Here is a 12414-nt window from a genome sequence, read left to right as displayed (position 1 = left end):
CTGCCCCTCAAAGTGTAATTCGACGGAAATCTGCCAACAAAGCAGCCATATACTGGAGGAACCGTGCCGCAGCAGCACCATCCACGACGCGGTGATCCCAGGACAGTGCCAGGGGCAGAATCAGGCGAGGTGCAAAGGCATTGCCATCCCAAACCGGTCTGGTTTGCGCGCGAGTAACTCCAAGGATCGCCACTTCTGGCGCATTGATAATGGGCGTAAAGCTGGTACCGCCAATGCCACCCAGACTGGAAACGGTAAAGGTCCCACCCGTCATGTCGGCGGGGCCCAACTTGCCGTCCCGCGCCTTTCTCGCCAACTCGCCACATTCCGTTGCGATCTGACCGATGCCTTTCTGATCGGCGTCGCGAATCACCGGTACCACCAGCCCGTTCGGCGTGTCGGCAGCGAACCCGATATGGTAGTACTGCTTGAGGATCAGGATCGGCTCACCCTCTTCATTGCCCAGCGAACTGTTGAACTGCGGGAAGGCTTTCAGGGTGGCGACCGCGGCCTTGATCAGGAAAGCCAGCATGGTGTACTTGATCGCGTCCTTGCCGCCTTCGGTGTTGAGCTGCACGCGAAAGGCTTCAAGCCCGGTGATATCCGCTTCTTCGTTGTTGGTGACGTGGGGGATCATCACCCAGTTGCGCGAAAGGTTAGCGCCGGAGATTTTCTTGATACGCGACAGCGCGACTTTCTCGACAGTGCCGAACTTGCTGAAATCCACGTCCGGCCAGGGCTGCAGGTTAAGTCCGGTGGAGTGTTCGGCACGTGGCGCGGAGCTGTCGAGACGAACGAGGGCGTCCTTGACGAAGCGTTCGACATCCTCGCGAAGCATCCGCCCGCCCTTGCCGGTGGCCGCCACTTTCGAGACGTCCACACCCAGTTTGCGCGCATAACTGCGAACCGAAGGGCTGGCGTGGGGTTTCGGGCCAGAGGCAGTCACCACTGGCGCCACCACCGACACCACAGCGGCAACAGGGGGGGCCACGACAAGTGGTGGTGGCGACGCAACGGCACTCACCACTACATCAGCCACGGCAGTGCCATTCACTGCAACCTGAGCGACAGGCGCCGCATTGGCGTCCATCTGCAACGTGAGGATGACGCTGCCTTTGGAAACCCGATCCCCCTCCTTGATGGTCACCGCCACAACGGTGCCCGCACCAGGGCTTGGGACATCCATGGATGCCTTGTCCGACTCCAGAGTCAGCAATGGGTCATCGAACGCTACTGTATCGCCCGGCTTGACCAACACTTCGATCACCGGGAGGTCTTTGAAGTCCCCAATGTCAGGGACATGAATTTCTCTGATTTCACTCATGACATATCGCCGCCAAGAAATAGATCCGTTGCGGGTTCACGCAACGGATGGAGCGCTCACCGAGCGCATACGAAGAGCAAACCGTTAGCGAGTCCAGGGAGCTGGACGGTCACCATCCAGGCCGTAGCGTTCGATGGCTTCGGCCAGCACCTGACGCGGCAATTTGCCGTCACGCACCAGTCCATCCAGCGCTGCCAGGACGACCTGGTGACGATCGACTTCAAAGAAACTGCGCAAGGCGGCGCGAGTATCACTGCGGCCAAACCCGTCGGTACCCAGGGCAATGAAGCGCGCATCGACGTAGCTGGCGATCAGTTGCGGCCAGGCGCGAACGTAGTCGGAGGTGACAATCACTGGCGCATCACCGGCGAGGGAAGCGCAAAGATGGCTGACCTGCTCAGGATCGGACGGGTTCAGGCGATTGTGTCGCTCCACTGCCCGCGCTTCGCGAGCCAGCTCGCTGAAGCTGGTGACGCTCCACACCTCGCTAGATACCTGCCAGTCGGCCGCCAGCAGCTCGGACGCCGCGATCACTTCCCGCAGGATGGTGCCGCTGCCCAGCAGGCGGACTGAGCCACGGGATGGCGCTGCATCCGTCACGGCGTAGCGATACATGCCGCGAATGACTTGATCCTCGACGCCGGTCGGCAACGAAGGCTGCGCGTAGTTTTCGTTCATCACGGTGATGTAATAGAACTCATCGACATCCCGCTCCATCATCTGGCGCATGCCATGGTCGACAATCACCGCCAGCTCGCCGGCAAACGCCGGATCATAGGCGCGGCAGTTGGGCACGGTGGCTGCCACGACATGGCTGCTGCCGTCCTGGTGCTGCAGCCCTTCTCCACCCAGGGTCGTACGCCCTGCCGTGGCGCCCAGCAAAAAGCCGCGGGCGCGCTGGTCAGCCGCTGCCCAGATCAGATCGCCGACGCGCTGGAAACCAAACATCGAGTAGTAGATATAGAACGGCAGCATCGGTTTGCCGTGGGCGCTGTAGGAAGTCGCAGCAGCCACCCAAGACGACAGTGCGCCCGCTTCCGTAATGCCCTCCTCCAACAGCTGGCCATCACGCGCTTCGCGGTAATACAGCATCGAGCCCGCATCTTCTGGCTCGTAAAGCTGCCCCAGCGGCGAGTAGATACCAATCTGGCGGAACAGGTTGGCCATACCGAATGTGCGCGCTTCGTCCGCGACGATAGGCACCACCCGCGGCCCCAGTTCCTTATCCTTGAGCAAACCGCCGAGCATACGAACCACAGCCATGGTGGTGGACATCTCTTTGCCGTCGGCCTCGAAGGCGAAACGCGCGTAGTCAGCCAGGGCGGGGATGGCGACGTGCTCGTTGCCCTTCTGCCGCGCCGGCATATAGCCGCCCAACGCAGTCCTGCGCTCGCGCAGATAACGCATCTCCTGGCTGTCTTCGGCCGGTCGATAGAAGCGCAATTGCGCGACATCGTCATCCGACAGTGGCAGCGCGAAGCGATCGCGGAACGCCTTGAGTGCGTCGATATCCAGCTTCTTCGCCTGGTGCGAGGTCATGCGCGACTCGCCAGCACCGCCCATGCCGTAACCTTTCTTGGTTTTGGCGAGGATGACGGTCGGCCGTCCCTTGTGCGCCTTGGCAGCGGCGAAGGCCGCGTGTAGCTTGCGGAAGTCGTGGCCGCCACGCTTGAGGGCATCGATCTCAGCATCGGACATGTGCGAGACCAGCTCCTTCACCTCCGGATCCTGCTGGAAGAAGTGCAGCAGGTTGTAGGCACCGTCCTTGGACCCGAGCGTCTGGTACTGGCCGTCGACGGTCTGAGCAAAACGTTGCAGCAAGGCGTTGTTGGTGTCCCGCGAAAACAACGGATCCCAATCCGAACCCCAAATGACCTTGACGACATTCCAGCCAGCGCCGGTGAACAGCGCCTCAAGTTCTTGAATGACCTGACCGTTGCCACGCACCGGGCCGTCCAGACGCTGCAAGTTGCAGTTGACGATGAAGGTCAGGTTGTCGAGTTTTTCCCGCGCCGCAAGCGTGAGCCCGGCGATGGATTCCGGCTCATCCATCTCACCATCACCAAATACGCCCCAGACATGCCGGTCGGCGGTTTCGGCCCGGTTGCGGTGTTCGAGGTAGCGCATGTAGCGCGCTTGATAGACCGCACTGATCGGGCCAATGCCCATCGAACCGGTCGGAAATTGCCAGAAGTCCGGCATCAACCAAGGATGCGGATAGGAACTTAATCCGTTGCGGCCTACTTCCTGGCGATAATTGGCCAGTTGCTCTTCCGACAGCCTGCCCTCAAGGAACGCACGGGCGTAGACACCCGGGGCCGAGTGCGGCTGATAAAACACCAGATCGCCGCCATGACTTTCGTCGCGGGCGCGGAAGAAATGGTTGAAACCGACCTCGAAGATTTCCGCGGCGGAGGCATAACTTGCGATATGTCCGCCCAGATCCCCATAAGCCTGATTGGCGCGCACCACCATGGCCAATGCATTCCAGCGAATGATCGACGTGATCCGTTCCTCGACAGCAAGGTCTCCTGGGTAGGGACCCTGCCGTTCAATCGGAATTGTGTTCCGATACGCCGAGTACGGGTGCACATGCGAGGTGATGCCAAGTGCTCTTGCGTGTTGCTCTAACTGTTTAAGCAGAAACTGACCGCGCTCGGACCCGCCATCGCGCACGACTGCCTCCAGCGACTCCAGCCACTCCTGCGTTTCATCTCGGTCAATATCCATCGACCCAGTTGTCGAATTTTCGATTAGCACACCCATATCTGCCTCCTCTCTTATTGTCATTAGCTTAGCGATGAATCGACAGAACGTGCTTCCGTACTAAGCTTCATTTTTACAAAATTTAGGTATATCATGCCTTAAAACAACCAATACCTTGATGAATATGCCGAAAACTCAGCTAGACCCAATAGATCTGCGCATCCTGGAAGAGCTTCAAATTAATGCTCGACTCACTAATGTTGAGCTCGCATCTCGTGTCCATCTGTCACCTTCTCCCTGCCTGACAAGAGTGAGAGCATTAGAAGAATCGGGGTTAATCAGTCGCTACGTAACCCTGCTTGATCCATATGAACTCGGTCTGAGCGTAAGCGTGTTTATCCAGATCACGCTTGAGCGCCAGATAGAGCATGCATTAGAGACATTCGAAGAAGCGGTACAAGACTACCCAGAAGTCATGGAGTGTTATCTCATGACCGGAGACGCTGATTACCTGATCCGGGTCGTAGTTCCCGATGTCCAGGCGATGGAACGATTCATCGTCAATCAGTTGTCGAAAATCCCAGGAGTTGCGAACATTCGTTCGAGCTTTGCCCTCAAACAGGTCAAGTACAAGACTGCGCTGCCGCTTTCTCGCGGCGAGCCACCAAGAACTGGTGCCAGCAAACATCGTCATAAATAAACCAGCGCGACGACAACGGGTGATGCACGGCCCCAAGGAAATCGCAGAAGTGATGAGACTCTTGAGGGCGATGCCGAATTGACCCACGTGCCGACGTAAGACTGCCCCACCTCTAAATCAGCACAAACTCTGCACAACCAATGTTTTTCGAGGAATCAGCCTAGGTCAGTGACATCTCGGCAACTGGGTCAATTCGGCGTCAGCGCCAACACCATATCGGGTCGGTGGCAGCAACGGGCTGGCATTCACCATGCCCTCAACTCTGGCGTCGATACCGAAGACGGCGTCACCCGTGGTTTTGTTGGCAATGTCCAGCGAAGTGACCGGTTTACCCACCAGCCTCAGGTCGGCATCGGCCTTCAGTGGCAGCGCTTTCAGCTCCGCTTCGCTGAACTCACGGGTCACGCCCAAGGTGACCAGTTCGGCGTAGGAAATTTCCTGTTTTCCGCAAACCACCCTACCGCCGCGGGCCACACAGGAATCGGGCGAAACGCCCCATTTTTTGGCAGCAGCTTCAATCAATGCCACCCGTCAGGCAGCACCGGCCTGACAGTAAACCGGCCAGCTCTGGGACACCGACCAACTCCCGCCGGTCACCATCAGGCCCCATTTCCTGGCACTGTCCACATGGACGATTTCCACATTTTCCCAAGACACCTCCAATTCGTCCGCAAGGATTCGGGCGATGGAAGTACCCCACGTGCTGGCCCATTTCGACCCGAATGATGTTGACCTTGACCTTGCCGGCGTTGTCGATGGAGTACCACACCGAAGGTTCGTAGATTGCGCCTTCACTGGGTAGCGCCGCGTCATCGGTCGTCGCAGGATCCATGGCCGCTAACACGCCGCGTGGAAAGCCAAAGCTGAGCCCCGCCAGGGTCATGGCAACCAGAAAGCCACGGCGAGTCATGCCTGTTGGTCCGCCCGTATTAAACAGCGCGCTCATCGTTGACCTGCTGCCTCATTGCAGCAGCCGCTTCATGAATCGCTTTGCGGATGCGTACGTAAGTCATGCAGCGGCAGACGTTGCCACTCATCACCGCATCGATATCTGCATCGGTCGGATCGGGAAAGTCGCTCAGCAGCGCGGCGGCCTGCATGATCTGACCAGGCTGGCAGTAGCCACACTGTGGTACCTGCAATTTATGCCAGGCCACCTGCAACGGATGATTGCCTTGCTCGGACAAGCCTTCGATGGTGGTGACACTGGCACCCACCACGGCGGAGACAGGCGTGATACAGGAACGGGTGGCTCGGCCACCAACGTGTACGGTGCAAGCACCGCAGGCACCAATACCGCAACCGAACTTGGTGCCGGTCATGTTCAATTCGTCACGGATAACCCACAGAAGAGGCATGTCTGTGTCCACGTCGGCAACTGTTGGCTTGCCGTTCAACATAAACCTGGCCATGGCTCACTCCTCCCGCGAATTAATGCTCAAACCGGGGCTGACGACGAATCTCAGCGACTTTCTGTTTCAGATCAGCCATGGCTGTTCATTCGCCGTTTGTCGCAGGTAAGTGGCAATGGCTGTTATGTCGTCATCATTGAGCGCTTCGCGGAACTGAGGCATGACCACACCGCGAATCCCTTGATCGCTTCTGAAGCCATCGAGTATGACGTTGATCAGATTACTCGGGTCGTCAAGATGAGTAGCGCTGCCCAGGGCCAGCAACGGACGGCCTTTCACCAGCTGGCTACTGCTGTAGTGGCAAGCAGAACAGGTGCTGTTATACAGCCGGGCACCATGATCGATCCGCAAGTCTGTGGTCTTGTGCTGTGCCTGGTCAGCGGCCTGGAGTTTAGGACTGGCCGCTGGTTCGTTGTTGTTGTCACCCGCCAACTCGCCAAAGTAAACACTCAACGCTTTGATATCCGCGTCAGGCAAGGCAGACAAGCCCTCATGCACGACAGGCGCCATCGGGCCAGCGGCACTGCCGTGGAATAGAGAGTTGCCAGTACGCAGGTATTCATGGAAGTCCTGCACTCGCCAAGGCAGCGGCGACATGCTGGTGCGGGTCAGCGATGGTGCGACCCAGCCGTCAATCGATGCGCCTTCTTACATGTGACTGTATTTTTCGCCCCCCAGCGCATTACGTGGCGTATGGCAGGCACCGCAGTGGCTGATTCCCTGGGCCAAATAGGCACCGCGGTTCCATTCCTCAGACTTGTCGCTACGCTTTTCAAACGGATCGGTGTTGGCGAACAGCAGTTTCCAGCCTGCTTGCAGAAAGCGAAGATTGATCGGAAACGGAATACCGTTTTCCTTCTTCTGCTGATTGATCGCCGGCACGGATGACATGAGGAAGGCATAGACAGCCTTGATAACGTCATCCGTCATTTTATTGAAGTGCTCGAACGGGAACGCCGGCAACAAGTGATGACCATCGCGGCTGACACCGGCACGCATGGCGCGGATAAACGCCTCTTCTGACCAACGACCGATACCCGTGTCAGGGGCCGGAGTGATGTTGCTGGAGTAGATGGCACCGAACTGGGTGTTCATCTGATAGTTACCCGCGTACTCCTGACCACCCGGGGTAGTTTGACAAGTACGGCAGTAACCGGCAGCGGCCATGATTTTGCCGTGCTCGACCATGTCCGAAGGGAATAGGTTCCTGGTCGGGGGTGTAATGGATCCGATTTCCGGATGCCAAGCGTAAATTCCGAACAATACAGCTCCGGCAACCCCTATACCAATGATGCTGACAAAAATGCGCTTAAGCAATTCACATCACCCCACAGGTTAATGCGTGCATTAAAGGGAGAGCGCAACCCTCTTGGACATTCCGTGTTTTTTGGGTAATCAGTGCGATACAGTGATTGAATTAGAGCGTTTCATTATGACCCTTGGCGGGATTTTGCCCAGCGTTTTTTTTAGCGTTTACAACCCGTCAGGAAATACCTCCATCACCACGACAGGTCTGGAACTTCGAACGCGTAACGCATCGTAGTACCAGGCTATTACCCTCCCGCTGCGCGATACCTGCATGATCTGGAACAAGGATCATCACCCTACCTGCAATCGCCCTTCAATCTCTCTGCAACCGGCTAATGGCCGTGTTTACACCCAAGCCGTCAAAGGCCCGGTGTTCCAGGAAAAACGAACGAAGATCGATACAACGATCACAAAAATGCAGGCCTGCTCAACCAGGGGCTTGTTGCCACTGAGATGAGTCATTGCCCTGCCCCACCTCGCCGGAGGATCTGTGAGCCTGCCTGTCAGATTTCGTGAAGCTGTAAATACAATAATTCCGCGTGCGCGGCGATTCGATGACGATCTGTCCACCCTGGCTTTCGGAACGGATGCCAGCTTCTATCGCCTGATTCCGCAACTGGTGATTCGCGTCGAGTCCGAAGATGAAGTGGTGGCGCTGCTGCAATTGGCACAGCGCGACCGGGTTCCCGTGACCTTCCGCGCCGCCGGCACCAGCCTGTCCGGGCAAGCCATCAGCGATTCGGTGTTGATCGTGCTTGGGGATAACTGGAACGGTCGCGAGATCCGTGGCCAAGGCACACAGATCCGCCTGCAACCGGGGGTGATCGGCGCGCAGGCCAATGCCTGGCTGGCACCGTTCGGGCGCAAGATCGGCCCGGACCCGGCCTCGATCAACGCCTGCAAAATCGGCGGCATCGTGGCCAACAATGCCAGCGGCATGTGCTGCGGCACGGCGCAAAACACCTATCACACCCTGGCCGGCATTCGTCTGGTGCTGGCCGACGGCAGCCGTCTCGATACCGAAGACGCCACCAGTATCGCGGCGTTTCGCGCCAGTCATGGCGACCTGCTGGAGCGCCTCGCGACCTTGGGCCGCGAGACCCGCGCCAATGCCGAACTGGCCGCGAGAATTTGCCACAAATACCGTCTGAAAAATACCACCGGCCTGTCACTCAACGCCCTGGTGGATTATGACGAACCTGTGGATATCCTGAGCCACTTGCTGGTGGGCTCCGAAGGCACCCTCGGCTTCATCAGCGCAGTGACCTACGACACGGTGATCGATCACCCGAACAAGGCCTCGGCGCTGATCGTATTCCCGGATGTGGAAACCTGCTGCAACGCCGTCACCGTGCTCAAAAGCCAACCGGTGTCAGCGGTAGAGTTGTTGGACCGCCGTAGCTTGCGCTCGGTGCAGAACAAGCCCGGCATGCACGCTTTCGTACAACAGCTGTCGAACAATACCTGCGCCCTGCTGATCGAATCCCGCGCGGCATCTACCTCGTTGTTGCAGGAACAGCTGGCGCAGATCATGGCGTCGCTGTCTTCGTTCCCGGTAGAGAAGCAAATCGATTTCACCGAAGACCCGCTGGAAAACGCCCGGCTCTGGGCGATCCGCAAGGACACCTTCCCCGCCGTCGGCGCGGTGCGCAAAACCGGAACCACGGTGATCATCGAGGACGTGACCTTCCCGGTGGAACAACTGGCCCTCGGCGTGAACCGGCTGATCGAGCTGTTCGACAAACATCACTACGACGAAGCGATCCTTTTCGGACACGCACTGGAAGGCAATCTGCACTTCGTCTTCACCCAGGGCTTCAACAGCGCGGAAGAAGTCGCACGCTACCAGGCGTTCATGGACGACGTGGCGCAACTGGTGGCTGTCGAGTTCGGCGGTTCGCTCAAGGCCGAGCACGGTACCGGGCGCAACATGGCACCCTTCGTCGAACTGGAATGGGGCAGCGACGCCTACCAGTTGATGTGGCAGCTCAAGCGCCTGCTCGATCCCAACGGCATTCTCAATCCGGACGTGGTGCTCAGCGAAGACCCGCAAATCCACCTCAAGCATCTGAAACCGCTGCCGGCCGCCGACGAGATCATCGACAAGTGCATCGAATGCGGCTTCTGCGAGCCGGTCTGCCCCTCCAAAGGCCTGACCTTGAGCCCGCGCCAGCGGATCGTGATCTGGCGGGACATCCAGGCGAAGAAACGCGCCGGGGTCGACACCCGCGAACTCGAAGCGGCCTACGAATACCAGGGCATCGACACCTGCGCCGCCACCGGTCTTTGTGCGCAACGCTGCCCTGTAGGAATCAACACCGGCGAGCTGGTGAAAAAGCTTCGTGGCCAGCACGCCACCCATAAGAAAACTGCCAACTGGCTGGAGGGAAATTTCGCCACGGCGCTGCAAGGTGCGCGTTTCACCCTGCACGTGGCCAATGGCGCACGGATGTTGCTGGGTGCGCCACGCCTGGCAAAGTTATCCGCAACCTTGACGCGCTTGTCCAAAGGCCAGGTTCCGCAATGGACCAACGCCATGCCACAGCCGGAAAAAGCCATTCGCTTCAGCCCGACAGTGAGCGACGAACGCCCGCGCGTGGTGTACCTGGCCGCATGCGTTTCACGGGCGATGGGGCCGGCGGCGGGCGACAAGGAACAAATGTCGCTGTACGACAAGACCCGCGGCCTGCTGGAAAAAGCCGGTTACCAGGTGGTCTTCCCGGACAACCTGGACAACCTCTGCTGTGGCCAGCCGTTCGCCTCTAAGGGTTATGCTGAACAGGCCGAACACAAACGCCAGGAACTGATTGGCGCTCTGCGCCACGCCAGCCGTGGCGGACTCGACCCGATCTACTGCGACACCAGCCCCTGCACGTTGCGCCTGATCCAGGACCTGGGCGAAGTACGCCTGGACCTGTACGACCCGGTACGTTTCATTCGTACGCACCTGATGGATCGACTGCAGTTCACGCCGCAGGAAGCGCCCATCGCGGTGCATGTCACCTGCAGCACCCAGCACCTTGGTGAAAGCCAGGCGCTGATCGATCTGGCGCGCAAATGCAGCAACAACGTGGTCATCTCCGAAGGCATTCATTGCTGCGGGTTTGCCGGCGACAAGGGCTTCACCACTCCCGAACTGAATGCACATTCACTGCGCACTCTGAAAGATGCGGTGCAGTACTGCAGCGAAGGCATTTCCACCAGTCGCACTTGTGAGATTGGCCTGAGCCAGCATGGCGGGATCGATTATCACGGGCTGGTGTATCTGGTGGACCGCGTGACCCGAAAAAAGACTGGAACAGCAGGACAACCGGTCTCATCAACCCAACTGTGTGCGCAGGAATGACCCTTGAGTGATCTTCTGTTTCGTCGACAAAGGCTGCTGGCGCAACCGGCCCATTACGACCTGTTGAGTCAATGCCTGAGAGGGATTGAGCGCGAATGTTTGCGCGTGGATTGCGAGGGACTCCTTGCACTGACACCGCACCCTGTCGCACTGGGTTCGGCACTTACCCATCCGCAGATAACCACCGACTACTCCGAATCCTTGCTGGAATTCATCACTCCGGCCATGCCGGGGGCAGTGGAATCCTTGGCCTGCCTGGAGCAAATCCACCGATTCGCTTGCAGCAACCTTGAAGGGGAATTTCTGTGGAGCTTGTCCATGCCATGCCCCCTCCCCGAAGAAGAAAACATACCGATCGCCTTTTACGGCACTTCACATACAGGGCAGTTGAAATATCTCTACCGCAAAGGATTGGCCTTGCGCTATGGCAAAAAAATGCAGTGCATTGCCGGCATTCATTACAACTTCTCGATGCCCGAAGCGCTCTTCGCGCTTCTGCAACGGGAGGAAGGTGATACGCAGGCCCTGCAGGATTATCAGTCAGCGTGCTATATGGCCCTGATTCGTAATTTCAAACGCTACAGCTGGTTGCTGATGTATCTGTTCGGCGCCTCCCCAGCGGTGGAGTCCAGCTTTCTCAAGGGAAGCGCGCACGCACTCGAACGGCTCGATGAGCACACTCTCTACCTGCCCTTTGCCACCAGCTTGCGCATGAGCGATCTGGGTTATCAAAGCCGAGCCCAATCCGACCTCAATCCGAGTTATGACACCCTTGGCAATTACATGGAAATGTTACACCGTGCGGTCTCCACGCCCCACCCAGGCTATGAGGAAATGGGGACTCACCAGGCGGGCGAACGAGTGCAGCTGAGCACTCACACACTGCAGATTGAAAACGAGTTCTACGCCAGTATCCGCCCCAAACGGGTGACAGATATCGGCGAAAGACCGCTTCAGGCGTTGTTGTCACGGGGCATTCAATACGTGGAAGTGCGCTGCCTGGACATCAATCCATTTATGCCAGCGGGAATGGATCTTGTCCAAATGCGCTTTCTCGATGCGTTTTTGTTGTTTTGCGCGTTGCAGGACAGTCCGCGACTGAGCAGTGATGAGCAACTGCATGCCGATCAAAATTTCCTCAAGGTCGCCAAAGAAGGTCGTCGACCCGGGCTGCAACTGCTGAGGGAAGGACAGAACACCGATTTGAAAACCTGGGCTTGCGACTTGTTGGAGAGCATTCAGCCACTCGGCGCGTTGCTGGATCGAAGCCACGCTGGCGACCTCCATACCGAGGCCGTCCAATCACAGCGAGACAAGGTCGAAAACTGCACCCTGACGCCTTCGGCACAGGTGCTGGAGGCGCTGCGAAAACGAAAATCGAGTCTGGCGCGGTTCGGCCTTCTTCAGAGCAAGCAGCACGCCGAATACTTCAAGGGTCTGGCCGGCGACGAAGAGTCGAATCTGGAGGCGCTGAGCGTCACCTCAAGGCTGCACCAGCAAGCGCTTGAGCGAGCCTCCATAGGCGAATTGGACGCCTATGTCCAAACTTACATCAGCCGCATTTCTCAGCTCCACTCGTGATCATTTTCAATGGGCGCAGAAACTCTTTGCCCCTGTT

At 58.2% G+C, this 12414-nt stretch carries 10 protein-coding genes; 3 read left to right on the top strand and 7 right to left on the bottom strand.

Features of this window, described 5'->3' with window-relative positions:
* Positions 1-7: 7 nt before the first annotated feature.
* Together aceF and mdeB are read right to left on the bottom strand one after the other, a co-directional pair.
* Entirely contained in the window at positions 8-1324 is a 1317-nt protein-coding gene (gene aceF / locus ACW4TB_RS25485; RefSeq protein WP_455828657.1) for a dihydrolipoyllysine-residue acetyltransferase, read from the bottom strand.
* Positions 1325-1408: 84 nt separating this feature from the next.
* A complete protein-coding gene (gene mdeB / locus ACW4TB_RS25480) occupies positions 1409-4054 on the bottom strand; it encodes an alpha-ketoglutarate dehydrogenase (protein ID WP_455843108.1) in 2646 nt (881 codons plus the stop codon).
* Positions 4055-4208: 154 nt separating this feature from the next.
* On the opposite strand from mdeB, the gene ACW4TB_RS25475 reads away from it, so the two are divergent.
* Positions 4209-4730 (top strand): Lrp/AsnC family transcriptional regulator, encoded by a 522-nt coding sequence (locus ACW4TB_RS25475; RefSeq protein ID WP_455843105.1) that lies wholly within the window; start codon positions 4209-4211, stop codon positions 4728-4730.
* A 165-nt stretch (positions 4731-4895) separates the two neighbouring features.
* Here ACW4TB_RS25475 and ACW4TB_RS25470 read toward each other — a convergent pair whose 3' ends face one another.
* The 5 genes from ACW4TB_RS25470 to ACW4TB_RS25450 all read right to left on the bottom strand — a co-directional run bounded on the left by ACW4TB_RS25470 (position 4896) and on the right by ACW4TB_RS25450 (position 7459).
* Positions 4896-5186 carry a hypothetical protein gene (locus tag ACW4TB_RS25470; protein ID WP_455828659.1) on the bottom strand — a complete coding sequence of 97 codons (291 nt, stop codon included), beginning with the start codon at positions 5184-5186 and terminating at the stop codon, positions 4896-4898.
* Positions 5187-5244: 58 nt separating this feature from the next.
* Positions 5245-5676, bottom strand: a complete 432-nt coding sequence (locus ACW4TB_RS25465) for a hypothetical protein (RefSeq protein WP_455828660.1) — start codon at positions 5674-5676, stop codon at positions 5245-5247.
* A complete protein-coding gene (locus ACW4TB_RS25460; RefSeq protein ID WP_455828661.1) occupies positions 5660-6142 on the bottom strand; it encodes a (2Fe-2S)-binding protein in 483 nt (160 codons plus the stop codon). The genes ACW4TB_RS25465 and ACW4TB_RS25460 overlap by 17 nt, the downstream gene beginning before the upstream one ends.
* A 66-nt stretch (positions 6143-6208) precedes the next feature.
* Entirely contained in the window at positions 6209-6640 is a 432-nt protein-coding gene (locus ACW4TB_RS25455; protein WP_455828662.1) for a c-type cytochrome, read from the bottom strand.
* A 150-nt stretch (positions 6641-6790) separates the two neighbouring features.
* The gene (locus tag ACW4TB_RS25450; RefSeq protein WP_438308564.1) at positions 6791-7459 is read right to left on the bottom strand and encodes a hypothetical protein; all 669 of its coding nucleotides are present in this window, start codon (positions 7457-7459) and stop codon (positions 6791-6793) included.
* Positions 7460-7940: 481 nt separating this feature from the next.
* On the opposite strand from ACW4TB_RS25450, the gene ACW4TB_RS25445 reads away from it, so the two are divergent.
* Together ACW4TB_RS25445 and gshA are read left to right on the top strand one after the other, a co-directional pair.
* Positions 7941-10796 (top strand): FAD-binding and (Fe-S)-binding domain-containing protein, encoded by a 2856-nt coding sequence (locus ACW4TB_RS25445; protein WP_455828663.1) that lies wholly within the window; start codon positions 7941-7943, stop codon positions 10794-10796.
* A gap of 3 nt (positions 10797-10799) precedes the next feature.
* The gene (gene gshA, locus ACW4TB_RS25440) at positions 10800-12377 is read left to right on the top strand and encodes a glutamate--cysteine ligase (protein ID WP_009681568.1); all 1578 of its coding nucleotides are present in this window, start codon (positions 10800-10802) and stop codon (positions 12375-12377) included.
* Positions 12378-12414: the final 37 nt, after the last annotated feature.

This window comes from Lelliottia jeotgali, from assembly GCF_977070485.1.
This window is presented reverse-complemented; position numbering and strand designations above follow the sequence as displayed.